Here is a 24,341-nt window from a genome sequence, read left to right as displayed (position 1 = left end):
TATTGAATTAGGCTTATATAATAATAATGTTGTTGAATCAGACAAAGAATCATAGGTGGACCTACTTGTTTTGGGCGTGTATTTTCGGGCTTTTTAGCCTGTCGATACAGGCTGCTTCACAACCTAAGATGATCACTGTATCTAAAGGGTTTGGCCTAACTCTCTATGCCTCTGATCTCGGCGATGCTAAACAGATGGCGTTAGGCGATAAAGGTACACTGTTTGTTGGTTCCCATAAAAATGGCACCATACTCGCATTAGTCGATAGTAACCAAGATGGCCGGGTTGATAAGCGCTATGTTGTTGCAAAAGGGCTGGATAATCCAGAAGCGATAGCCTTTCATGATGGTGATCTCTACGCTGCTGTGGAGGAGCGAATCATACGTTTTGTCGATATTGAAAACCGACTAAGGCGTCCAGGTCGAGGTAAAGAGGTTTATGATCGCTTACCCGGCAAGACAAAGAAAAGTCATAGAGCACTGCACTTTGGTCCCGATGGACGCTTATACGTCGCCATAGGGGCTCCTTGTAATGTTTGTGAGGCGGAAGACCCCTTTGGAAGCATTATCGCTATCGATTTCAAGACTGGCAGTAGTGAACAGATCGCTTTGGGGATCCGCAATGTTACCGGTTTTGATTGGTCCCCAATAGATAACAGTTTGTGGTTTGCCGATCTAGGTAGGGATTGGATGGGAGATAGGTTACCACCAGACGAGGTTAATCGTGTTGAAGAGGTAGGTGCTCACTATGGTTTTCCCTATCTCCATGCTTCAACAGTTATTGAACCAGCTTATGAAAAACCTAAGAATTTAAAAATAACGTTGCCTAATTACGAGCTTCCTGCTCATGTCGCTCCAATGGGGCTACATTTTTACCGCGGCCAGCAATTTCCTGAAAAATATCATGATCAGATGTTTGTTGCTGAAAACGGTTCATGGAATCGCTCAAGCAAGATTGGTTACCAAGTGGTCATGTTAGAGATTGAAAATAATAAGATTATAAAACGCAGTACCCTTATTAGCTTTTTAGATGGAGAGTTTCCAGTTGCTAGACCTTACTCTTTATTAACAGCTCCTGATGGAGCAATGTACATCTCAGATGATCTGAAAGGCAATATTTATCGTTTATTTTACAAAGAAACTATTAATGAAGAGATTGAACCTGAGCCAGAACAGGATAATGAATAATGAGTGATGCGATAGATTTGAGTCTAGATGGCGTTGAGCAGATGTCGATGCGCCGCTTCACGGAAGATGCTTACCTAAACTACTCCATGTACGTCATCATGGACCGAGCATTGCCACATATAGGTGATGGCCTTAAGCCAGTTCAACGTCGTATTATCTATGCTATGAGCGAATTGGGATTGTCAGCTCAGTCTAAGCATAAGAAATCAGCGCGTACAGTCGGTGATGTACTGGGTAAATACCATCCCCATGGGGACAGTGCCTGTTATGAAGCTATGGTATTGATGGCTCAGCCATTCTCCTATCGTTACCCCTTGGTTGATGGTCAAGGTAACTGGGGAGCACCAGATGATCCGAAATCTTTCGCTGCAATGCGTTATACCGAAGCTCGTTTATCTAAATTTTCTGAGATTTTGCTCAGTGAGTTAGGTCAGGGAACGGTAGATTGGGGGGTTAACTTCGACGGTACTATGAAGGAACCTTTGGTTCTCCCTTCACGTTTACCGCATATTTTGCTTAACGGTATCACAGGTATTGCTGTTGGTATGGCTACCGATGTGCCGCCACATAATACACGAGAGCTAGTGTCTGCTTGCATTGAGCTACTTGACAATCCTAAAGCCGATTTAGCCAAAATAATGGAGTTTGTTCCCGGCCCCGATTATCCGACTGAGGCAGAGATCATTACTCCAGCGGCTGATATTGTAAAAATTTATGAGACGGGACGTGGGTCGATAAAGGCACGTGCTGTTTATACGATTGAAAATGGTGAGATTGTGATCACAGCTTTACCTCATCAGTCGAGTAGTGGGAAAATTTTAGAGCAGATAGCAGGTCAAATGCAGGCTAAGAAGCTGCCTATGGTTGTCGATCTTAGAGATGAGTCGGATCATGAAAATCCGGTGCGTATGATCGTCGTTCCTCGTTCAAATCGAGTTGACTGTGATCAGGTAATGGCTCACCTATTTGCCACAACCGATTTAGAAAAGTTCTTCCGTGTTAACCTTAATATTCTGGGGTTAAATGGCCGACCACAGGTGAAAGGCCTGCTACAGATCTTGACTGAATGGCTAGAATATCGTTTTCAGACGGTGACACGTCGTGTTCAACATCGACTGGATAAGATATTAGCCAGACTCCATATCCTTGATGCTTTGATGATTGCATTCTTGAATATCGATGAAGTCATTGAAATTATTCGTTATGAAGAAGACCCCAAAGCTGAATTAATGTCTCGTTATCAATTATCTGAGTTGCAGGCAGACTCGATTCTTGATCTTAAACTGCGCCATTTGGCTAAGTTGGAAGAGTTTAAGATTAAGAGCGAACAGTCAGAGCTTGAAATTGAGCGTAACAAGCTACAGCTGTTGTTAAGCTCAGATAGACGAATGAAGACGTTGATAAAAAAAGAGTTGATACAAGACGGTGAAACTTATGGTGATGACCGACGTTCTCCCTTAATTGAACGTGGTGAGTCTAAAGCATTAACTGAGCATGAGTTAGCTCCCGTGGAAGCCGTTACGGTAGTATTGTCAGAGAAAGGCTGGGTACGTTGTGCTAAAGGGCACGATATCGATGCTACAGCTCTATCCTATAAGGCTGGTGATAACTTCCATTGTTTAGCAATGGGCAGAAGTAACCAAACAAGTGTCTTTATTGGTTCGACTGGTCGAGCATTTGCCACCGAAACCCACACCCTACCGTCGGCACGAAGTCAGGGAGAACCTATTACTACTCGATTTAACCTTTCTCCTGGTGAGCACATGGAACATGTGCTACTCGATGATGAAGACAAATTTTATCTACTTGCCTCAGATGCCGGATACGGATTCGTTGGTTCTTATAAGGATATGATCTCCAGAAACAAGGCGGGTAAGGCATTACTTACATTACCAGCTAATTCAAAAGTTATTACTCCGAAGTTAGTCGATAGATCCAAATCTGAGTCAATTCTTGCGATAACGAACGAAGGAAGAATGCTGTTATTTTCAACAGAAGCTCTTCCACAGTTGTCTAAAGGTAAAGGGAATAAGATTATAGGCATTCCGGGTGAGCGTGCCAAGGCACGTGAGGAACTGCTGATTCATCTGCAAGTTATACCTGAAGATACCTGTGTAACACTCTGGGCTGGGAAGCGTAAACTGACCCTTAAGCCAAGTGATCTTGAGCATTATCGAGGTGAACGAGGTAGACGTGGTGCTAAGCTTCCAAGGGGGCTTCAACGTGTAGATAGTGTTGAACTTGGTGAAGGAACATCAGCACCTGCTGAGTAATAGTGATTGATATAATCAAAAAAGCTGCCATTTGGCAGCTTTTTTGTGTCTACCAATAAATGTTCCGTCCATCATTTGGTATTTTCTATGTCCATATAGGTCAGGACAAGAAATTTTCATTGATTTACTTTAGGCAACTTCATAATAGTTTGGTTCAACATCCAGTTGTCTTTGGATGATTTGAGTCGCCATTTTGACACATTTACCACATTGATCGCCAACTCCTAAACGCTTTTTTACGTCCGCTAAAGAACTGTCCCCCAAGCAGACTGCTTGTTTAATCTCAGTATCAGTTACAGCATGGCAAAGGCAAACATACATTTCTTGGTACCTAGAATATTTATTAACGCGAGTATAAATGAAAATAGTTCTCAATGCTAATAGCTGCTAGTTATTATCCACTACAAAAAACTAGTGACACGTTATTAAAAAGTGTGAGCTATATTTATTACATAGTGAAAAGTTGAATCCAAACCTACTTGTTAGCGTTATAAGTTATTTTTTGTGTCAATTTAACTTTGACTGTCGTTTTTTTCTTCGATAGCAGCTATTCTAGTGGGTAAATCAAGAAAAATAGCATTATTTTAGTGGAGTTAAGGCATGAGACAAAATTTACCTGTCACTCAAAAAAACTACGATTATCCTACTGATTGGATATTACTGTCGACAACCGATACTAGCAGTATCATTAAATATGCAAATCCTTCATTTTGTGATGTTGCAGGTTATTCCTTAGATCAAATGATCGGTGAGCCCCATAACATGGTGCGTCATCCGGATATGCCGCCAGCGGCATTTGGTGATCTATGGACAACGATTAAGGCGGGACACCCTTGGAAAGGGATGGTCAAAAACCGCTGTGCTAACGGTGACCATTATTGGGTGGATGCATTTGTTACTCCTATATCTGAAGGCGGAAGGGTGGTGGAGTATCAATCGGTACGAACCAAGCCTACATCTGAGCAGATTACTCGTGCTGAAGCCGCTTATAAAGAATTAAATGACAAAGGGAACATCTCTAAATTAAAGCGAGTAATGAGTTTACCAAATAAGCTTATAACGCTTGCTGTCATAGCTCTTTTGCCTATGTTGTATGTTGCAATACAATCAGGCATGCTTGGTATGGGATTGTTTGCTGTAACTGCTGTTGTTTTAATAACAGGTTTAAACGTCTTACTAACTCGGTATAAGGCAATCATTGCCCAATGTAAGGCTATTTATTCAAACCCACTGATGTCTTACCTCTATACTGGCCATACAGATGATGTTGCTCAGATTGAGTTAGCATTAAGAATGCAATCATCTGAAATGAAAGCTATGTTGGGTCGAGCTCTTGACTCCTGTGAGCAGTCTGCATGTAAAGCGACTGAATCTGTGAGTAAAGGGGAAGAGGTCAAGAGTAACAGTGACTCATTAACCCTTGAGGTAGAGCAAGTTGCAACTGCGATGCAGGAAATGACAGCTACGTTAGGTGATATGGCTTCAAATTGTTCAGATGCAGCAAATTCCTCTCAATCAGCATCGGATGAGGCTAATGCGGGAGATGCTATTGTGACACAAACGATAGCATCAATAGAGTTGATGTCAACGCAGCTAACTGAAACATCTCTGGTTATTGCTGATTTAGAGGAGCAGAGTAAAGGTATAGGTACCGTTCTTGATGTGATTCAAAGTATTGCAGAACAAACCAACTTACTCGCATTAAATGCAGCTATTGAAGCGGCACGAGCTGGTGAACAGGGGCGCGGATTTGCAGTTGTGGCAGATGAAGTTAGGGCCTTAGCTAAGCGAACTCATGATTCAACAACTGAAATTCAGAATATGATTAACCTGCTGCAACAAGGAACGGCAAAGGCTGTACAGAGTATGCATCAAGGCGCGGATTCAGCCACACAGTGTGTAGATCAAGCTGCCCAGGCCGGTAATGCATTGAGAACGATTAAAGAGGCGATAGTCTCTATTTCAGATATGACTCATCATATTGCGAGTGCTGTTGAGGAGCAGTCAAGTGTCTCTAACGAGGTTAATCGTAGCATGGTGAATATCTCTAAACTTAATACTTCATCCAATAATTTAGGTAATGAGATGGTGGAATTAAATCATGTTGTAGTTACCAATATTAATTCTCAGAAAACATTAGTACAGCAATTTCTTAAGCGAAGTCAGAAACAAACTTTATAAAATTAATGTCTGAATATGACGGTAGAGATAAGGGAGGCTAAGCTTCCCTTATCTCTTATACCAATTGGCATAGAGAGTTGGGTATATATTGTTATGTTGGCTTTATTAAGGAAGTGTGACTAGAGAGAATCCTAGACAATATGCAGATTGAAGTGATGAGCCAAAAATTATCGCAAGAGATTTTTCTATTTTACGGGACTAATCATTTGCTATCAATATCCTCGAGCAAAATTTACTGCGTGTGACAACTGTTCGCCCTGTAGCAACTTATGGTAGTTATTTGAAAATATTTCTACGACCTGTTCAGGAAAACTAGGAGCTGCGATATGTGGCGTAATGATTACATTTTCTAGTGTCCATATAGGATGCTCTTTTGGTAAAGGCTCTTGGTTGAAGACATCTAATATTGCATGTTGATTGCTGTTTTCAACCAACTGCATGTAGAGTGCGTCAATATCGAGTACATCACCTCGTCCCAAGTTAAAAAATATGGCTTCAGGCTTCATCTGGGAGAGGAGTTTTGCATTGAGTGCTCCTCTTGTCCGTGAGGTACTCGGTAAGATACTTGCTACAGCATCAGCTTGTGTTAAGTGCTGAGAGATATTGGCTAGTGTATCTACCTTATCAAATCCTTTAGTGGGTTTGGCTTCACGATTAATTCCTGTGACATTCATACCAAAATGCTTAGCTGTTTGGGCAAGATGTTTTGCTATATTTCCAGTGCCTAAAAGTAGAAGGTTTTGTCCCTGTAAGGTTTTAAAGTTACCAGGAAGCCAAAGTTTTTCTGCTTGTTGGCTTTTATATTTTAAGTGTTCACGTTGATGTGCAAGCAAATAGCCAAACAAGTATTCACTCATAAGAGGACCAAAAATGCCTCTAACATTCGTTAATTGATAATCTTTACGTTGACGAGGTTTGACTAAGGCATCTACCCCAGCCATTGTCGACTGCATCCAGGTTAAACTATTCGCATGAGGCAGCAAAGGTGCAGCTAGTGCTGGTTCTGCCAGCCAAATATTGGCTTCTAAAATGCTACTAGGTTCATCACCAAGTAAAATGATCTCGGGAAGATGACAAGATGCGAGTAGCTCCCGGTAACGTTCATTTTTACTGGTTAGTAATAGTAACTTGTGTCTCATACTTTCTCCGCTTATTCTTAGCTATATTTATTATTAATAGACCTGAATATGCAACAAATTATTTCAATATTTCATCAACTTGGTAGTTTGCTCTATCCTTGGTTGAATGAGATTGCTACTGCAATTATAGCTTGTTTTCTTGTGGCCTTCGGGGCTGGTGTTAATCGTTTCCTTAGACGTAAATTACTCGGTCGTTCTTTTGTATTGCGTACATTTACTTTTGTTATGGTTAATGCATTTGGTTACGGCCTGCTGATCGTGACCGTCAGCCCATTACTTGCTAAGAACATGGCTAATCTGCCTGCTCCTTGGCTGTTATGGTTTGTGATCGTGATTTTTTTGCTAATAGGTAGTTGGGCGCAGAAAAATCGCCAAATCTAACTTTACCTAATTAAAGTTTAGGTGAGAATATATCTCTCCTCTAGAAATTTGGATGCTCTATCAGGATAATTAGTAAATATACCATCGACGCCCATGTTTGATAACATTTTAATATCATCAATATGATCGACAGTATAGACAAATACTTTGAATCCCTCTGCGTGGACCTCGTCTACAAGCTCTTGATTGATAAAACTGATGCTTAGGTGGATAGAGTAAGCATTTAAGCATAATGCAGTATAGGTGTTATTAAGTTGTACGCCTTCGATTAAAGGGGCTATGTATGCTTGCGGAAATGACTGACGAAATAGTTGAAGAAATCCATGATGAAATGATGAGATTAGGAGTTGTTCAATGCTAAAATTAAGTTTTTCTAAGAGACGAGGATAAAGTGTTATAAAAGGAGATAAACACGTCATGCCTTTTAGCTCTATATTAACAATGCAGTCGTATTGACTGAGGTAAGACATGACTTCCCATAGAGTTGGAATGGGCTCTTGTTCAACAGAAATAGTGTCTAAGTACTTTCTAGAAACTTGATCAATTAATCCTTTCCCACTGCTTTTATGATCCAATCTTCTATCGTGATAAACATACAGTTCACCTTCAACATTATGAATATCAAGCTCAATAGCTCTTGCACCTAATTCAATGGCTTTTTTCATTGCGGCTAAAGTGTTTTCAGGGACGTAGCCACTCGCTCCTCTGTGTGCAAAAATAATCATTAAGTTCTAATGAGTCCTTGAGTATCTTTATTCTGTGTGCTGTTAATATGAACTTCCAGTTGTGGGAAGGCTAGTTCAAGATTATTTTCACGTAATTTTTTGCTTATCTCTTTATGTAACTTATGGCGCAATGGCCAGCGAGTATTCATATCTTTGGCGTAAGCTCTGACTTCGTAATCTTGGGTGTGTTTGCCAAATCCTGCAAACCACACTTCGGGCTCTGGGATCGCTAAAGCCTCATCACATTCTTTAACTGCTTGATATAATACTGATTCAACACGAACCGGATCTGAATCCCGTGCAACTGACACATAGACAATGACTCGGGTGATTGGATCAGAAAGAGACCAATTAATCAGTTGTTCGGTTATAAATGCTTTATTGGGAATAATGATCTCTTTTCTATCCCAATCGATAATGGTAGTGGCACGAATTTGAATCTTACTCACTGTACCTGTGAGATCCCTGATCGTGACGGTGTCACCAATACGTACCGGTTTTTCAAACAGTATAATTAGGCCTGAAATAAAGTTGGCAAAGATCTCCTGTAGACCAAAACCTAGCCCCAGAGAAAGTGCGGCGATAAGCCATTGCAGTTTTGACCACTCCATACCTAATGTAGAGAAACCGCTCAAAATACCAAAAAAGACCACCAGATAACGGCTGACGGTGGTGATAGCAAAGCCAGTACCATGGGTCAGATCTAACCTTTGTAGAATAGTCAACTCGATTAAACCGGGCAAATTAGTGGCTATCATGAGTGAGAATCCAACAATAATCAGGCTCAACAGTAAGGATTTTAGTGTGATAGGTATGGGTTGCTCGATCCCATTCACCATCGTATTACTAGTCCATAAGGTGACTCCATCGAGTAATGAGAACAATGCAGTATGGGTTTGGGTCCATAAGCCAATCAGGCTCATCAGGAAGGCTAAAGTGAGCAGTGAACGAATGAGGCCAAGGGATTGGCTAGAAATGGTCTCTAAATCGACCTGAGGCTCTTCGTAGGTGTCCAAAGAATCATTATTGCTTTGTGTCTCTTCGCCTCTCTCCCGTTGAGTGAGTATTTCGGCTCGGCGGGTTTTAGCACGATCAAAGGCTATGCGTCGGCGTTCAATTAACATCCAACGTTTTGTCAGTTGGTAAAGCAACATAAAGCCGAGAGAGAGTAATAAAGATATCTGTAACTGCAGTAACATCTGGAATGCCGTGTAGTAATAGCCTCTAAATGCTAACACTGAACAAACAGGTGGGACGATCAAAAGAATGGCCCATAGAAGCCGCTGTAGTAGCTTCTTATTTTTACCATCTTGGTGGGTATGACGTTCGACCTTAGACAGTGAAAGAATCTCTTTATAAAACATAAACAGCAAGATGCTGAAGAAGATAAATGCCCCCCTCCCGATGCTATTCCTTAGCACTGAATCATTTATTACCTCAGTAAATCCCATGATTCCGAAGAAGGGAATAGCAATAATAGTAAAGTTTTTCAGCTTAAGTTGGCCCTCACGAATCATCTCTTTATTACCTTTGAAATGACCAATTAATAAACCATTTTTTAGTGCTAGTAAGTAAGTCAAACGATATAAAAGATACACTAAGCCAATTGAGAGCAGTCCCATACCGATTGCTGAAACGATATTCTGATCTGATTCTAACATTATTACCCCGGCGAGTATGATCGGAGAAGGCATAATGGTGCTGTACATGAAAGTGTTAACGAGTGCTCTTAAGGTATAGAAGAAGCTGTCTTGAGTTACATTACCAACCAGACTGACATCTTGAGCCATGCTTTTGTCAAACTTTGGTGTCAAGGTATCTTGAGCTATCAAACAGATAATTAAGAGGATAAGCCACCATGACCAGAGTTCACTTTGTACACTTATAGATTCAGAGACTTTAGTCAATGGCTTTTGATTGATGATCCATTGTGTACTCTGAATGATATCCGTGAACCATAATTTACCGATTGAGTTTGCATTAGGAACCCAGAACAGATGTTCATTGAGAGTGCTCTTAATGGTAAGGTTTTGTTGGGTAACTTGCTCATATATAACACGAAGATCGGCAAGTTCACTGAGGTATAGTTCGTATCCTTGTAGCAATTGAATTAAAAGTTCATGTTGCGAGTTAAGCAATTTATTTTGCAGTTCAGTAAATGATCCTGTCGATAAAAGCTGTTGGTTATTTAATGTTTGATCTTGTTCTAATTGATATTTAATTAATCTGCTATGAGCAATTTTTGTCTGTAATTTCTCTTGATCCGGAGGAGAGGGGAGTGACTGCAGTATTTGTAAAAAACGCTCACCAAAGGCGGAGCTTAGTTTAATCCAACTGATTTGTTGTTGGATATTAGCCAACTGTTTAGCTTGTTGTTGATAGAGGTTTTCAGCATTTTCTTGTTGTTTAACCGTTTCATTGGTGCGTTGGATTACGTTTTTCAACTCTTCGACATAATCACGATTTTTCTGACTCAGCTCTTGGGTCAGTGGATTTTGCTCGTTAGAGGTTTCAATAATGCTCTTGGCTATGGTTGAGTCTGTTTTGTGCTGGCGCTGGAGTGCTATCTCTCCATTAAGTGATTCAATTAAGCTCTCTTGCTGAGATAACTGTTTTCTTACCAATTGCATCTGTTGCTGATTGAGGTTTATACGCTTTTGGCTGCTCGCAAGTTCAGCTTCGAGTGTCGAAAGGCTTTGAGTATAGAGCTGTCTTTGTGCGGTAAGTAACTTGTCTTCAGTGCTTCCTATCGCTTGTGGTTTATTTTTATTATGGGCTAAGAGGGTTTTTCTTGCAGTTGTAATTTTACTTGGAAGTTGATTATGCTCTTTGATGAGAGCCGTTATCTTTAAGTTAAGCTCAGCTTCTATCTCTTTTAATTCTGACAACCTTAAATAAGCAAATGAAGCTTGTTGAGTTAGCCCTTGGTTTTTTGACCAAGTTAACGGTGCTTGAGCTGATTGCAGTTGATGTTCGATATTCAGCTTGTGGGTTTGATAGTTACTGATTAAATCTAGATAGTTTTTTTCTATTTCGGCAAGTTCATTTGTGCTGCGTTCTAGATGGGCCAATTTATCTTCTAAAGTCAGATGCTCGGTTTGAGGTTGGTTTAAACCTAAGCGTTTATTTATATCTAAAGGATTCGCAACGCTAGCGGTAACGGAAAAGATGAAAAAAATGAAAAGTAAAATTGGGCGGATAGTTTGAAACATGGCCTGATGCTGGTTGAGAGAGCGACTGAGGTATATTACCAATAAAATGCAAGATTGATATCCTTGGTAATTTATTTTCAATAAATTTAATCGCAGTGCCGAATGCCAATCTTTAGAATTGCGAGTATCAGACCATATATCTCACTGGTGATTGGGTTCGTTGAAGTTATCGTTTTTGTTGCTTTCGACTCTGTTGAGTCTCGAATATAGCGGTGACAACGACCAGTACTCCGCCTATCACGGTTTTTATATCTAAGGTTTCACCAAGAAATATCAACGCTAATACCGCTCCGTAAAAAGGTTGAAGGCAGGAGACTAAACTGACCGTTTTAGCACTTAGGTGGCGTAGGGCTGCTGTAAATAAGGCATGGGGGGCCGCAGTAAATATAACGCCCAGTAGGAGTACCAACCACCAAACATTCAGTTCTATCTGGCTTGTATCGATAGTGCTCCAAGGGGCAAGAAACAGTACCGCTACTCCAGTTTGGTAAAACATGGCTTTGGAACCTGAGTAGGCTGAAAAATATCGTTTATGCAGTAGATTTCGAGCGGTAAAAAATGCAGCGGACAAAACTCCCATCGCAATGCCTAAGGTGACATCATTACCTAAATTGGCCTCAGGAATAAGAAGGATCACTCCAAGAAGAACAATTAAGCCACTAACAACATCTCCTTTTTTTATTTTATTTCCGGTGAAAATAGGTTCTACCAAAACAGTCATAACGGGGTAGGTAAAGAAAGCTATCATTCCGATTGCAATTGAAGACAATTGCATCGAGGAAAAATAAGTCACCCAGTGCAAGCTGACTACAATACCTAATCCGATAGCGACAAAGTAATCTTTTGATGAATGTAGTCGTAATTTGCTTTTGCTAGCTTTAACAATTAAGGCTAATACAAGAGCTGCGACAGCACAGCGTAATATCGTTATGTTTAATGCATTGAGAGGGATGAGTTTTGAGAAGAGTGCAGTGCCACCAAATAGCAACACTGCAATGTGTAACTCTAATAATCCTGATTGTTTATTATTTGCGGTTGAAGACATTAATCTTCGATTTTTGCGAATGGCTGACCCATACGTGTAATCGACTTCGGAGTCACACCATCAGCAAACTCATCCAAAGCGTCTTTAGCGAAGAGCATTACAACCGTGCTTCCTAGCTTAAACCTGCCCATCTCAGCCCCTTTCTCTAAAGTCAGAGCTTCTGGGCCTTCAGTTGGATATTCCCAAGTAAATACTTTTTTACCACTTGGTGGTGTTACTGTGCCAGCCCAAATTGTTTCTATGCTAGCAACTATCGTCGCGCCGACGAGTACCATAGCCATTGGACCTATCTTTGTTTCAAAGATAGCGACAACGCGTTCATTTCTGGCGAATAAACCGGGCACATTTTCGGCCGTTAACGGATTTACGGAAAACAGATCGCCAGGAACATAGGTCATCTTCGATAACGTGCCTTTAATAGGCATATGGATTCTGTGGTAATCTTTTGGCGCCAGATAAATAGTGGCAAAGTCACCCTCCTCAAACCGTTTGGCGTCTTCAGCTTGATCGCCTAAAAGTGCAAGTGCTGAATATTCATGACCTTTAGCTTGAAATATTTGGCCATGATTTATTGATCCACATTGACTTATAGCACCATCTACTGGTTGAACAATATATTCTTTATTTTCTGAGATCGGGCGTATACCAGGTTTTAAGGCTCGAGTAAAAAAGTCATTAAAGGTACGGTATCCTTCAGGCGAGCTCTGAGCTGCTTCGCTCATATCGATTTTGTACTGTTTAATAAACCATTTTATTGCAACTGTCGTTACGCTACCCATTTCCGCAGCCGCTAACTTACCCACAAGACGAGAGATTAAACGTTTGGGCATCATGTATTGCAGCGCAATTTTTACTTTATCCAATTTTTACTTCCCTTCATTTTTCGCTATTAAGCTATTTATTCTTCTGTGTCAGCTCTAAAGTGTCGAGCATGACGCTGTTCATCCAAGCTACCGATGATTTTGTGATAATTGTTATATCTATCTTCGGCAATCAGACCTTCATTAAAGGCTTGGGTGATGGCACACCCAGGATCGTTTTTATGTTTGCAATCTCTGAATTTACATGTGCCTAGATAATCTCTAAATTCAATAAAACACCAACCTACTCTCTCGGCTGGAAGGTGCCATAAAGCAAATTCACGAACACCTGGTGAGTCAATAAGATCTCCACCACTTGCAAAGTGAAGCAGTTTTGCAGTCGTTGTTGTATGTTGTCCTAGACCTGAGTTTTCGGAAACATCACCAATAAGAAGCTCTGCGTCGGGCATCATAGAATTAATGAGTGAAGATTTACCTACACCCGATTGACCGACAAATACGCTAACTTTCTCATCGAGTAGTGCCTTTATCTCATCAACACCTTCGCCAGTTTTACTGCTAACCTTCAACACTTGGTAACCAATATCACGATATCGTTGGAGGGCGGCTTCAATAGAATCTTGTTCTTCAGATGAAATTAGATCGATTTTATTTAAAATAATTACAGGATTAATTCCAGTATCTTCAGCAGCGACCAGATAGCGATCAATTATTTGAGTTGTGAAGCTGGGTACAATCGAAGATACTATTAATATCTGGTCAATATTGGCTGCAATGATCTTAATGCCGTCATACATATCAGGGCGAGAAAGTGAGGAATGACGGGGGTGAACGGCTTCTACGACCCCAGCTATTCCCGTTTCAGTATCCTGAGACAGCCTAGCAATAACTTTATCGCCAGTGACTAGACTTTGGATATTTCGGCGCATATTGCAGCGTACAACCTGACCAGATATAGTCTCTATATCGGCATGTTGACCAAAACGGGATATAACAGTTCCGAGCTGTTCTGGCCCAAGTGAACTATCCTGTAAATCAGGGCTACTATTACCTGAATCTTGCCGTTGCAGTCTTTTTTCTTGATTGGCTCGCATACGGCGTCGCTGACCTTGACTTAGGGGTTTCTTTTTACTCACAGTTTTGTCATCGTTAAATAAGGTTATTTTGTGTCGCTTAAAAAAGCAGTATGATACACGGTCTTAAACAAAAAAGCCTGAATTTAGGCAAACAGGGAAAAAGGCAGATTTATGGCTGCAGATGCAAACAATCTCATTTGGGTCGATTTGGAGATGACAGGACTTGAGCCTGACATTGATAGAATCATTGAGATTGCAACAATAGTGACAGACAAAGAACTAAACATAGTCGCAGAAGGACCTGTCATTGCTATACATCAATCTGATGAGCAACTCGCAAAGATGGATGATTGGAATAAAAAGCACCACGGTGAATCTGGGTTAGTTGATAGAGTTCGCTTGAGCCAATTTACCGAAGAGCAAGCTGTTGCAATGACTATTGAGTTTCTTTCGAAGCATGTCACTGCGGGTGATTCTCCTATGTGTGGCAACAGTGTAGGTCAAGATCGTCGTTTCATGACATTATATATGCCGGAACTGGAAGATTACTTCCATTACCGAAATATTGACGTCAGTACAGTAAAAGAGCTTGTTCGTCGCTGGGAACCAGAGGTGATGAATGGCTTTACCAAGCTAGGCACCCACAAAGCATTGATCGATATTCAGGAATCTATCGCTGAATTGCAGTATTATCGAGCAAAAGTATTTAAAATTTGACCAATCAGTCATTTTATTTTCAAGAAGGGGTTGCAGCAATATGAAATTCTCATATAATGCGGCCTCAACTCTACTGCTGTAGCAGATAAGAGTCGATATAAGAGAATAATTTGACGTGCAGTTACCTCTCTCATAGTAAATATTTACGACACTATCTCAGTTGACAAAAGGTGAAATACAATACCTTTGGTTAATGATGACAGTTAAGATTATGCGACATTAGCTCAGTTGGTAGAGCGATACCTTGCCAAGGTATAGGTCATCGGTTCGAACCCGATATGTCGCTCCAAATTAAAGTTTGAAAGCGAAATTCGCTCAGTTGATTCACTCGAAAAAGTTGATATCTTTTTTTTCCAAGGTATAGACTTCTCGAAGCAAGAGACGGTTCGAACCACTCTTTACAAAAGACTGGTCGCTCCAAATTAAAAGATTACGCGACATTAGCTCAGTTGGTAGAGCGATACCTTGCCAAGGTATAGGTCATCGGTTCGAACCCGATATGTCGCTCCAATTTAAAAGATTACGCGACATTAGCTCAGTTGGTAGAGCGATACCTTGCCAAGGTATAGGTCATCGGTTCGAACCCGATATGTCGCTCCAATTTAAAAGATTACGCGACATTAGCTCAGTTGGTAGAGCGATACCTTGCCAAGGTATAGGTCATCGGTTCGAACCCGATATGTCGCTCCAATTTAAACTTATTGAAATACCAAGTTCGATAAGTAAAAAGATTTACGCGACATTAGCTCAGTTGGTAGAGCGATACCTTGCCAAGGTATAGGTCATCGGTTCGAACCCGATATGTCGCTCCAATCTTCCTACTAGTTTTAAACTCCCAATAAATCCAAATAATGTTAAAAGATTAAGCGACATTAGCTCAGTTGTGTTTGTAGAATGAGTCGATACCTTCTTTTTTGCCAAGGTATAGCCTATCTCGAAACCTGAATCTGCTTTTAGCTCTTCTGATGGTGGTTTATGTGACGGCTTAGCAACTTTCTTGATAAAGATTAGTGTTGGATGCCGGAAAACCTCAAAATTTGAAGTTGTTCAAATATTCTCATCTTTTTTGACGGCATAATAATTCGTACTTACGGGTGTAACCAATATATTTTGGAGAGAAAGCAATGCGATTTCAACAGCTCAATGAACTATTAGGTTATGTTGCTACTTGTCGACATGAAATGGCACAGTTGTATGCAAGATTGCTTAACGATGCAGATTCTTCTCGAGTGAAAATGTTGCTTGTGTATTTTAAACAGCATCAAAATGCTGTCGCAGAACAGTTAGAAAACTATATTGATGAAGCACCTAAAAAAGTCTTAAATACTTGGTATAAAGACATCACGTTTGAAGATTTTATTAGACGGTGTAATGAGGTTACCCTGACTGCAAATATGTCTGAAGAGGATATTTTAGAGCTTCACTTAGATTTGGATAATCGATTAATCGATCTGTTGCAAAAAACCGCCGAACATTCTTCGTCAAATGAGATTGCTGGGGTACTTAATGATTTAGTTCGCGTCGAAAAAATTCAACAGCAACGTTTGGTACACAGCTCGATTCGCATGGATGATCTTTAACTTTTTTACGCCAGATTAAGTATGCGATAAGGTACCTTAGGGTGATTTAATATCGACCTGAAAGCCTTGCACAGCAAGGAGCTGGCAATTCGCTGACCACGCATTGACCACACCTAACCGTTAGGAATTAAAAAAACCGCCTTAATTGGCGGTTTTTTTAATATTGTGCCTATTAAAATGGTTAGCTGTTCGGGTAAGAATCTTAGTATCTACGCCAATATCATGAAACCGCCTTCACACCGTCGATTAAGTAGTCGCCAACAAAACAGAATGAAACTCTCATATTAATAAAGATAGATTACGTGGGTCACATTGCGACAGTTGGTTGATTTGTACTAAGATGTTACTGTTCTAATGATTTTTACGGAGTTAATATGAAAAAAGTTCAATTACTTTGATAAGCATTATTTTGGACCATTTCCATCAGCTATGAGTCTGTCGATAAATTGACGAAACCAATTAAAGAATTGATGACGTTCAGGTCTTAATTTTTAGCATCCACTACACGAACGTCAACTTTTTAAACCGACATTATTCATCATATTATCATGCAAGCCCTTCGCTATTATCTCGTTTATAAACTCAACTACCGTGAAATTGAGGAAGTTTTCGCTGAGTGAAATATACTCTCAATATACCCAAAAGCTACCGAGTAGCCTGATCACGTTCAAAGACAAGAGAAGTTGAGCATTGCAACAAAGCTTCTAAATATTGATACACAAGATCTGTTGATAGGTAATCATTGAATTGATGCATACTCCTTAACGATGTCATCAACGTTGACATGACCAATATCCATGCCAGTATACCAAAAATCGGGTTGAGTTAGGGGGGGGTAAGCTATTGCTGCAGACACAGTAATAAGAGAAGTTATAATAAGCATATGATCCACTTTTTCAACATAAAATAGCCTTAAATGTAATGACAACAACAGTATTACGATGCCGTTCAGGGGGCATGAATTATATCGGCATTGGCAGTTGATTGTTCATTGTTCATTGTCGATATCATTAATAAATATTCTTCAAAATGGCGTGGAAGGCTGTACAGATAACCTTGATAATGATTAATATTAATGGATCGTAAATAATCTTCTTGCGCTTGTGTTTCAACGCCTTCTGCTACAGCTATAATATTAAAAAGTTGGCAAAGTTGGGCGATATTGAGCACAGTCAATTGTAGCTTACGGCTAGTGACAATATTTTCGATAAAAGAGCGGTCTATTTTTATTATATCAAAGGGATATTGATTAAAACTGGCGAGGGTTGAATACCCTATACCAAAATCATCCAATGCAAATTTCACCCCTTGCAATTGTAGCTTATGCATAATATTAATTATTTCTGTTGAATAGCTGAAATTACTGGTTTCAGTTATCTCTAAGATGATGATGAATGAGGCTGATAGTACGTTAATATAACATAATATTGTCTCATCGATTAATACTTCTTCAGTTATGTTAATACTTAATCTCGTTTTCTTCGGATATTGATAGGGTGCTGCAATTAATTGCTCCAGTAAACTGGCCGTCATTTCAACCAATAGTCCCATATCCTCCATCAATGGAATAAAATAACTTGGACTGATTAAATTGTCCTTTCCCATCCAGCGAGCTAAGACTTCACCGCCTATTATTTGTTTATTATTATCAACAATAGGTTGAATGTAAGGTTTGATTTTTCTACTGGCAATGGCCGTTTTAAGGTGCATATACAATAAATTGTCAGCGGTGATATAATTGTGATTATCAGCGGGAAAATAGTTAATGTGGGTTAATGCTGTTATTTCTTTATGATAGAGAAATTCTAATATTTTGAACTCTTCGTAATGGCCCGCCATAATACAGTTGATAATATCAGACTGTAATTGACTAAGTGCCATTTTTATTTCAATATAATTATTAGTGTCGTTCATCATATACTCCATTAATCAGTGCTTATATCGAATGCGGCTATAATAATTACCGTATCAGAATAATTACCAGTAGGAATGCCTTGAGGCGCCTGATAGTTAAAAGTCAATAAACCTGAAAAATTAGCGTGTTTAGTGATGCGGATTAAGGTGGCAATATTATGTTGTAAATTAACACTGTCACCCAATTGGAGATCAACAAATCTAGCCGAGTAGTTAATATAGTTGTTTGTCGTTTGATGTTTCATTCGCAGTTGATTGGTTTCGCCATTGGTAGATGTTAGGGTTAAGTTAAGTTTATCCCCTAAATCAAAGGCACCATTAATGTCGACGTTTAATCTAGCTTGTCCTATATGGCCTTGCGAGGTATTTTGATGAGTAAAGTTAGCCGTTTTGGTCGCTGAATTTGGAAATGAGAAGTTTAACAAAGAGCGCTTTTTGGTAATTTTAAAATTAAAAGTGTATTGTTCTCGATATATATTATCTGACTGCACCCTTGATTTAATACTTTCACCGTTAAACATAACACTACCAATATAATCACCTGATATTGTTGTCGGGCGTGCTAAGAACGTTAATAAGGCATCATCATAATCAAATGAAAAGTTCATTTCACCAGAATCATTAAACGGTATACTGTTGTCTACAAAGGAAAGGTGTCTCGTTTGGGCATGACGACAATTACTGCCTATGGTATTGCGAATTCTAGCTAAATATAATGAGATAAACCCTGACTCTTGACGTTCAACATAAGTGCAATCAATATCACCCCCAACAAACCATCCGCCATTGTTAGTATTCAGTAAATTAAATCTCATTAATGAACTGAATAAGCTATTATTAATCCTAACATGATTATTATCTACACCTGTTAACGTTAGATCAAAATTAGAATAATTTCTTCCCAAATATAATTGTTGATTACCAGAATCAGAGCTATGCGGGTAAACACCGTTATAAGCTTCTTTTTTATTTTTAACGACAATGAGCCCGTTAGCATGATGTAAAAAGAGTTCACCCTGTCCCCCACTAATCCTGCCATTTTCGAGTCGATTGGTGATAGGGTCATAATCAATACTGATATTGTATGTGATGGGAGTGGGTAAAGCGTACGTACTATGACTGAATATAATACTTATAAATAATATAATGACGTGGAGTGTTTTCATGTTATTCACTTAATAATTATAATTCTGATGCGACTAGTAGTACGATATTGCCAAAGCAATCCCAGTGCTGTCTTTGGTCTACCATATTCATCCACGGAAAATTGATTTTCAGCATGACTTCTGAAATATGGTGTGTGGTACCATCAGGTATGGTGACTTGGTGCCAATAATCCCCGCTCAACATCAGCTTTCCGCTGGCTTCGTTCACGTCTCCAATTGATAATTGGAGACTGTCGACAATATTTTCTGATGAATTACTGACGCAATTTAAGTATTTATTGCTGACATGAAAGGTATAATTTGAGACTGCCGTTGGTGATGTGGTACGTATTTGATAAAATATCGGGTCAAATTTCCCAACTTGTCCCACCCCATCACTAGAGTCCTGCATCCATTTAAGTTTTCGGTAATTATTATCTGTGATTTCACTGTTTAAGAGGGTGATAGAGGGTGCCGCATTAGGGATTGTGACGTTCAGTGTGATTGTGTCACTAATACTCATCTTGGCTGTTGCCGCCACAGGAAAAAATATCATCAACCCTAATAATATCCGTATGTTCATGATTGACCTCCACAGATAACAGCACGATTAGTATCAACTTTCAGTGCGCCTTGCCAGCAACGTTGCTCGCCGATGATGACATCAAATGGCATGTTGGGTTTTACCGTCATTTTATATACACCCGTTTTAATTTCTGATGTGCTTAAACACGCCTCACCGCGACATTGCATGCTCCCTTTGTAGGTTGGGGCTATGACTGTTAATTGGCTCGATGAGGTAATATCTACATCAATTATCATCACTTTTCCGGGTAATAAATCGACGGTAGCCTGCTCGTCGAGTGATGCCCCCATGAAATATTGGTTAGGTTTATCGAATTGGTACTTCACTTTATATTGGTCATAGCCATCGAGATAAATCATCTTATCAGTGTCAATATCATGTTGTGAGTAATATTGCTGCTCGACATTGTATAAATTGATATTGCCAATATCCCCAACCTTATTTAAGCGATTATCGATATAGATAGCTGACTTACTGTATTGATTGTTGCTGTAAAATAACCCGCGTGAATTAATAAATTGGGTGGTACTAAAGTTCACACCATAACCCGATTGACCGTCATAGGTGTTATAACGCACAGAGCCAGAATAATAATCGGTATTATTGGTGAGTGCGGCGGTGAATGTTTTATTAAGATGATGCTCGCTGCTATCAATATAACGCGCAGAGCTGGACATACTGAGGGCCAAATTGTCATTGATTTTATCGTTATAGTTCAGTGATGTTTGAATATCATTGTGCTTAGATACACGCACTGAAGTATTACTATTTAAGAAGCTGGTAAATGGAATACTGATATTGATTGCAAATTGATTATTATTATTACTTGCTTCATAACTGACACTGCCAGAAATGGCGGAGCTATGCTGGTAATTTAGGCCAATAGAGCCACTGTAAACAGCGTTATCTTGTAATGGCGAGGTGGAGTAAAAGCCATTACCATAAATCGACAATGTCGATGAAATGGGGTAGTTCAACGATAAATTGCCCATAAGTCCATCTCGTAAGCCAATAGCCTCATTGACCTGATTATTATCTGTCGTCGTGTCATTAAAACCACGATTATCGGTGAGCCTGAAATTCAGATAACCGTAGTTCACATCAAACTCAGTTTGATAGGCGTTATCTGTCATTGAGAACTTCAGCCGAGAACTAAAGTTTTCATATTGGTAATTGGCGCCTAATGAATAGCCAGCACGGTTATCGAGCAGATAGCCATTGGCAATCATATTAATATGATTAGTGATAGGCCAGCTGGCACCGGCCTCGAATAAGGTGAAGTTTGACTCATTCTGAGAGAATGACCCCACACGGGCATAGGGTGAGAATGCCTGACTGTTTTTCAAATTGAGGTTATAAATAAACTCTTTACTGTTATAAACCACGGTATCATTATCTTTAATGACCACATCAACGTTGTAACTGCCTACGGGCAATACAGCATAATTAATTTGTCCACGGCCAGCATTGACAAACTGCTGATAAAGCACCTCTCCATTGCGCAATACTTCCAGTAACCCTGATGATGGGCTATAAAAGATAATCTGTTGCTCACGCTGAGTGTTGACCAGTAAGTTATTGGTTTTAGCCAGGCTTACCCCCGTAAATTCGCCGCCAGACAACAAACTACTTTGGCTAGCAAGCGATTGTGAGTCTAGGCTCTCAGATAATCCAATCGTTGCGGTATAGCGGTCGAAATCATAAATATATTCAGCTCGGGTGAGTTTTGGCTCATATTGATTGATTCTGGCATCCACGCGAGCATAACCGCGACCAATACCAATATAGTTATTGAGGTTAGCAAAATAACTTTCAGTAAAAGAATTATCATAGTTGGCATAGATATTCGACACGATTTGATTAGTGGCATTACTGTTTAAAAAACGTGGTTCGTAACTTTGCTGAGTAAACAATGACGTTGGAATAAATACGCGCAAGGTTTTACCATAATAGTCATTAACAAATCGTAATTGGTCATTGGGCAGTTTACACTCACTGCGTTCACCCATGCAGCTCTCGCTGTGCGTGACGCCCACGTGCAATTCATCTGCAATACGCTGCGCACCCTCTGGTGATAATCCAGCATGAATAAAGTGATTGTATACTGTTTGAGTATCATTAATTACGGCTGCATAAAACGACACTTCGGCATCAATCGTTAACGGCTTAATGGTCTCTTCACTGCCGACGATAATGACGTTAATGATGCGCGGTTTAAAGGCCAATAATCTATTATAATTGCCTACTTTATTCGAGGAGGTGGTTAATAAGCTAATGGAGTTTAATTGAGTATTTAACTGTTTACTTAATTTTATATTTGTATATCTATTATTATCGGTCAATGCTGAAACTACACTCTTGTTTAATGCTAGCGGACTCCCATTTATTTTACCTGCTAATGCTTGAGGAAATGAAGATTGACTCATAACCACTAAAATGAGTAATATTTTTTTATTCACAGTCAATAGCCTAAAATGTATTTGATGATTATGCTGGCAGCAATTATTAGTCCGCATGAATAAGTATCGATTGCGTGACAAAATAACTAATAACTACCAGTGCAGTGATTTATTAACCCAACTATTCTATCAACTAAAATAAATAGCTGAGGTGAAATTAGTTAATAGGGATTATTTTATTAAGCGTTAATCTGTTTTTAAAATCAGCTATACTGATATTGATATCACCTGCTGTCGTAACTACGCTTAAGTCTAGTGCTTTTGTTTTACCCGCTAATACCATAATAGAGTCGGTACATTTTGTTAAGTCAATTTCATTCATGACGTTACAAGCATTAACTTCAAACTTGAGCACTGTGTCTGTTTTATTAATCAGTTGATATTGATTGTTGCCTTTTTTATTTTTAATTACATCCGCATGACCGCTGACTATATCTTTGCCATGTGGCATCACATACCATGCTTTAAAGCCCATCAATATATTTAATGAAGCTTTGGTAGATTGATTATTGGCTTGATAAGATTCAGGTATAAAGCTAATGCCAATAATGCGGTCTTTATCTTGAATGTTGCCGAGCATGTGAGTGAGATTATTGATGGATATTTTTATTCTTGAATTAGGATCAATAATTAATTCATCATTATCAACAAATACAGGCCAATGTTTAAAATCTTGCTCATTAAATACTTGCTCCTCACCTGAACTCAATAATTCAGAGAGCTCTACACGCACAAAGACCGGGAAGGTATCTGGGTTCATTACAGTAATATGATCAATCTGTCCATCAGAGGCAACGAGGACCATTTTATCGACATTAATAGCGTGAGCCATACTGCTAGCCAGTAATGACATAAGAAAGAATATTATTCTCATCATATATTTCCAAAAGTGCGGCAACGACAGTCATTGCCGCGTACATATATTATTTACGCATTAATATCGACAGCAAATACAACTGCGGCGTTAGCGGTAACGTTACCACCTGCTGTATTTACGGCGGCTGTCGGCACTTGAATTTCAGCCGTCATTGCCACATTATGTGATGTCGATGAAGCGACAGGGGTACCAATAGCTTGCGCTGTTGCAGTAAGTGTCATTCCGTTGATGGTAATACCTAATGTTGGCGCTGTTACACCCGCCTTGATACCACTACCGGCAACAACTGAACTTAACAATTGAGCTGTAACTGCTGTTGCTGAAAAGCTCGTTGCCGATGTTGTTAAGCGAAAGTTTTCTGCCGTATTAGAGCGTAATGTAAAGCCTGCATCAGTGCTGACGGTTTCTAGTACTATTGCTGTTGGTACATATGGGGCGCCTGTTACCGTTTCAAATTCTAAGGTTCCAGTCACCACCGGCGCCGCGGGAATAACACCACTGAAGTTAAAACTCAATTGACCCGTTGTAACTACAGCATTTGCGATACCACATACAGAAAGGAGTGTAGTTGCGAGCAGTGTCTTTTTTAAATTATTCATCATTATTTACCATTATTGTATACATCGACAGAGGACATAGAGACTTAATTGTATTAAAGCGACTACGTACATTAAAGACGGTTAATTTCAATCGAAGTGTTAAGTAATATAGCTAACTATAAATATTACTCACTAGCGACGACCTGCATCCTATAATGATTCATAAATACCGTATATATAAATTAGGTTGACTTTGGGGTGGTAAAAAGGCACTTGTATAATACATGTAGTCCATTAGCTTTTTTGAATGAAATTGCATTTCTAAATTATACGTGTTACTGCGGAGGTTATTTCATGGCGAGAGTAAGTTCGCTTATGGTTTATGGGGATAATTACATTATATATCACGTCTAACTAACTCCAAATCGGTTTAACGAATCACTGTAACCTATTAATGTAAATCAACTAATCTCTCATTCTCCTT

The 24,341-nt window shown here is 39.5% G+C and carries 20 protein-coding genes, 5 tRNA genes and 1 pseudogene; 12 read left to right on the top strand and 14 right to left on the bottom strand.

All coding sequences use genetic code 11. The annotated features are described in order from the left end of the window. Positions 1-26 precede the first annotated feature (26 nt). Together HWQ47_RS23640 and parC are read left to right on the top strand one after the other, a co-directional pair. On the top strand, positions 27-1,187 hold the full coding sequence (locus HWQ47_RS23640; protein WP_269968433.1) for a PQQ-dependent sugar dehydrogenase: 1,161 nt from the start codon (positions 27-29) through the stop codon (positions 1,185-1,187). Beyond that, positions 1,187-3,460 carry a DNA topoisomerase IV subunit A gene (gene parC / locus HWQ47_RS23635; protein WP_269968432.1) on the top strand — a complete coding sequence of 758 codons (2,274 nt, stop codon included), beginning with the start codon at positions 1,187-1,189 and terminating at the stop codon, positions 3,458-3,460. Before HWQ47_RS23640 ends, parC begins: the two co-directional genes overlap by 1 nt. Positions 3,461-3,589: 129 nt before the next feature. Here parC and HWQ47_RS23630 read toward each other — a convergent pair whose 3' ends face one another. After that, positions 3,590-3,781 carry a bacterioferritin-associated ferredoxin gene (locus HWQ47_RS23630; RefSeq protein ID WP_269968431.1) on the bottom strand — a complete coding sequence of 64 codons (192 nt, stop codon included), beginning with the start codon at positions 3,779-3,781 and terminating at the stop codon, positions 3,590-3,592. Positions 3,782-4,060: 279 nt separating this feature from the next. Here HWQ47_RS23630 and HWQ47_RS23625 point away from each other — a divergent pair, with 279 nt between their 5' ends. After that, a complete protein-coding gene (locus HWQ47_RS23625; protein WP_269968430.1) occupies positions 4,061-5,641 on the top strand; it encodes a methyl-accepting chemotaxis protein in 1,581 nt (526 codons plus the stop codon). Between the two features lie 212 nt (positions 5,642-5,853). Here the strand turns inward: HWQ47_RS23625 and HWQ47_RS23620 are convergent, their stop codons facing one another. Next, a complete protein-coding gene (locus tag HWQ47_RS23620) occupies positions 5,854-6,780 on the bottom strand; it encodes a D-2-hydroxyacid dehydrogenase (RefSeq protein ID WP_269968429.1) in 927 nt (308 codons plus the stop codon). Positions 6,781-6,828: 48 nt separating this feature from the next. Here HWQ47_RS23620 and HWQ47_RS23615 point away from each other — a divergent pair, with 48 nt between their 5' ends. Next, complete coding sequence (locus HWQ47_RS23615) at positions 6,829-7,161, top strand: DUF3392 domain-containing protein (RefSeq protein WP_269968428.1); 333 nt, start codon at positions 6,829-6,831, stop codon at positions 7,159-7,161. Positions 7,162-7,178: 17 nt separating this feature from the next. Here the strand turns inward: HWQ47_RS23615 and HWQ47_RS23610 are convergent, their stop codons facing one another. The 5 genes from HWQ47_RS23610 to rsgA all read right to left on the bottom strand — a co-directional run bounded on the left by HWQ47_RS23610 (position 7,179) and on the right by rsgA (position 14,100). After that, positions 7,179-7,886, bottom strand: a complete 708-nt coding sequence (locus HWQ47_RS23610; RefSeq protein ID WP_269968427.1) for a glycerophosphodiester phosphodiesterase — start codon at positions 7,884-7,886, stop codon at positions 7,179-7,181. Further along, positions 7,886-11,098, bottom strand: coding sequence for a mechanosensitive ion channel domain-containing protein (locus HWQ47_RS23605; RefSeq protein WP_269968426.1), 3,213 nt, complete (start codon positions 11,096-11,098; stop codon positions 7,886-7,888). Before HWQ47_RS23605 ends, HWQ47_RS23610 begins: the two co-directional genes overlap by 1 nt. A 166-nt stretch (positions 11,099-11,264) precedes the next feature. Further along, complete coding sequence (locus tag HWQ47_RS23600) at positions 11,265-12,143, bottom strand: DMT family transporter (RefSeq protein ID WP_269968425.1); 879 nt, start codon at positions 12,141-12,143, stop codon at positions 11,265-11,267. Continuing rightward, positions 12,143-13,006 carry an archaetidylserine decarboxylase gene (gene asd, locus HWQ47_RS23595; protein WP_269968424.1) on the bottom strand — a complete coding sequence of 288 codons (864 nt, stop codon included), beginning with the start codon at positions 13,004-13,006 and terminating at the stop codon, positions 12,143-12,145. The genes HWQ47_RS23600 and asd overlap by 1 nt, the downstream gene beginning before the upstream one ends. A gap of 35 nt (positions 13,007-13,041) precedes the next feature. Further along, on the bottom strand, positions 13,042-14,100 hold the full coding sequence (rsgA, locus tag HWQ47_RS23590) for a small ribosomal subunit biogenesis GTPase RsgA (RefSeq protein WP_269968423.1): 1,059 nt from the start codon (positions 14,098-14,100) through the stop codon (positions 13,042-13,044). 111 nt (positions 14,101-14,211) lie between these two features. Between rsgA and orn the strand changes: the two genes are divergently transcribed. The 8 genes and pseudogenes from orn to HWQ47_RS23550 all read left to right on the top strand — a co-directional run. Next, positions 14,212-14,757: an oligoribonuclease gene (orn, locus tag HWQ47_RS23585; RefSeq protein WP_269968422.1), complete on the top strand. Its 546-nt coding sequence runs from the start codon at positions 14,212-14,214 to the stop codon at positions 14,755-14,757. A 213-nt stretch (positions 14,758-14,970) separates the two neighbouring features. Next, positions 14,971-15,046 (top strand) — tRNA-Gly (locus tag HWQ47_RS23580). 145 nt (positions 15,047-15,191) lie between these two features. Then, positions 15,192-15,267, top strand: a tRNA-Gly gene (locus tag HWQ47_RS23575). A 14-nt stretch (positions 15,268-15,281) separates the two neighbouring features. Next, a tRNA-Gly gene (locus HWQ47_RS23570) sits at positions 15,282-15,357 on the top strand. Between the two features lie 14 nt (positions 15,358-15,371). Then, a tRNA-Gly gene (locus HWQ47_RS23565) sits at positions 15,372-15,447 on the top strand. Between the two features lie 46 nt (positions 15,448-15,493). Then, positions 15,494-15,569: transfer RNA gene (locus HWQ47_RS23560), tRNA-Gly, on the top strand. 312 nt (positions 15,570-15,881) lie between these two features. Then, positions 15,882-16,337, top strand: a complete 456-nt coding sequence (locus HWQ47_RS23555; RefSeq protein WP_269968421.1) for a hypothetical protein — start codon at positions 15,882-15,884, stop codon at positions 16,335-16,337. 496 nt (positions 16,338-16,833) lie between these two features. Beyond that, positions 16,834-16,954, top strand: a pseudogene (locus HWQ47_RS23550) (IS6 family transposase); the annotation flags it as partial. A gap of 122 nt (positions 16,955-17,076) precedes the next feature. Here the strand turns inward: HWQ47_RS23550 and HWQ47_RS23545 are convergent. The 7 genes from HWQ47_RS23545 to HWQ47_RS23515 form a co-directional block, all read right to left on the bottom strand. Further along, a complete protein-coding gene (locus HWQ47_RS23545) occupies positions 17,077-17,220 on the bottom strand; it encodes a hypothetical protein (RefSeq protein WP_269968420.1) in 144 nt (47 codons plus the stop codon). A gap of 65 nt (positions 17,221-17,285) precedes the next feature. Further along, positions 17,286-18,254, bottom strand: coding sequence for an EAL domain-containing protein (locus tag HWQ47_RS23540; protein WP_269968419.1), 969 nt, complete (start codon positions 18,252-18,254; stop codon positions 17,286-17,288). Between the two features lie 8 nt (positions 18,255-18,262). Then, on the bottom strand, positions 18,263-19,417 hold the full coding sequence (locus HWQ47_RS23535) for a hypothetical protein (protein WP_269968418.1): 1,155 nt from the start codon (positions 19,415-19,417) through the stop codon (positions 18,263-18,265). Between the two features lie 16 nt (positions 19,418-19,433). Beyond that, positions 19,434-19,979, bottom strand: a complete 546-nt coding sequence (locus tag HWQ47_RS23530; protein ID WP_269968417.1) for a hypothetical protein — start codon at positions 19,977-19,979, stop codon at positions 19,434-19,436. Further along, complete coding sequence (locus HWQ47_RS23525; RefSeq protein WP_269968416.1) at positions 19,976-22,441, bottom strand: TcfC E-set like domain-containing protein; 2,466 nt, start codon at positions 22,439-22,441, stop codon at positions 19,976-19,978. The genes HWQ47_RS23530 and HWQ47_RS23525 overlap by 4 nt, the downstream gene beginning before the upstream one ends. Before the next feature lie 157 nt (positions 22,442-22,598). Continuing rightward, positions 22,599-23,318 carry a hypothetical protein gene (locus HWQ47_RS23520; RefSeq protein ID WP_269968415.1) on the bottom strand — a complete coding sequence of 240 codons (720 nt, stop codon included), beginning with the start codon at positions 23,316-23,318 and terminating at the stop codon, positions 22,599-22,601. Between the two features lie 50 nt (positions 23,319-23,368). Then, positions 23,369-23,920, bottom strand: coding sequence for a hypothetical protein (locus tag HWQ47_RS23515; protein WP_269968414.1), 552 nt, complete (start codon positions 23,918-23,920; stop codon positions 23,369-23,371). Between the last annotated feature and the right edge of the window lie 421 nt (positions 23,921-24,341).

The organism is Shewanella sp. MTB7, from assembly GCF_027571385.1.
Classification (GTDB): Bacteria; Pseudomonadota; Gammaproteobacteria; order Enterobacterales; family Shewanellaceae; genus Shewanella.
This window is presented reverse-complemented; position numbering and strand designations above follow the sequence as displayed.

Coding starts and splice junctions, on each gene's coding strand:
- HWQ47_RS23640 (WP_269968433.1), top strand. CDS start 27: ATGTTGTTGAATCAGACAAAGAATCATAGGTGGACCTACTTGTTTTGG.
- parC (WP_269968432.1), top strand. CDS start 1,187: ATGAGTGATGCGATAGATTTGAGTCTAGATGGCGTTGAGCAGATGTCG.
- HWQ47_RS23630 (WP_269968431.1), bottom strand. CDS start 3,781: ATGTATGTTTGCCTTTGCCATGCTGTAACTGATACTGAGATTAAACAA.
- HWQ47_RS23625 (WP_269968430.1), top strand. CDS start 4,061: ATGAGACAAAATTTACCTGTCACTCAAAAAAACTACGATTATCCTACT.
- HWQ47_RS23620 (WP_269968429.1), bottom strand. CDS start 6,780: ATGAGACACAAGTTACTATTACTAACCAGTAAAAATGAACGTTACCGG.
- HWQ47_RS23615 (WP_269968428.1), top strand. CDS start 6,829: ATGCAACAAATTATTTCAATATTTCATCAACTTGGTAGTTTGCTCTAT.
- HWQ47_RS23610 (WP_269968427.1), bottom strand. CDS start 7,886: ATGATTATTTTTGCACACAGAGGAGCGAGTGGCTACGTCCCTGAAAAC.
- HWQ47_RS23605 (WP_269968426.1), bottom strand. CDS start 11,098: ATGTTTCAAACTATCCGCCCAATTTTACTTTTCATTTTTTTCATCTTT.
- HWQ47_RS23600 (WP_269968425.1), bottom strand. CDS start 12,143: ATGTCTTCAACCGCAAATAATAAACAATCAGGATTATTAGAGTTACAC.
- orn (WP_269968422.1), top strand. CDS start 14,212: ATGGCTGCAGATGCAAACAATCTCATTTGGGTCGATTTGGAGATGACA.
- HWQ47_RS23555 (WP_269968421.1), top strand. CDS start 15,882: ATGCGATTTCAACAGCTCAATGAACTATTAGGTTATGTTGCTACTTGT.
- HWQ47_RS23545 (WP_269968420.1), bottom strand. CDS start 17,220: ATGCTTATTATAACTTCTCTTATTACTGTGTCTGCAGCAATAGCTTAC.
- HWQ47_RS23540 (WP_269968419.1), bottom strand. CDS start 18,254: ATGATGAACGACACTAATAATTATATTGAAATAAAAATGGCACTTAGT.
- HWQ47_RS23535 (WP_269968418.1), bottom strand. CDS start 19,417: ATGAAAACACTCCACGTCATTATATTATTTATAAGTATTATATTCAGT.
- HWQ47_RS23530 (WP_269968417.1), bottom strand. CDS start 19,979: ATGAACATACGGATATTATTAGGGTTGATGATATTTTTTCCTGTGGCG.
- HWQ47_RS23520 (WP_269968415.1), bottom strand. CDS start 23,318: ATGATGAGAATAATATTCTTTCTTATGTCATTACTGGCTAGCAGTATG.
- HWQ47_RS23515 (WP_269968414.1), bottom strand. CDS start 23,920: ATGATGAATAATTTAAAAAAGACACTGCTCGCAACTACACTCCTTTCT.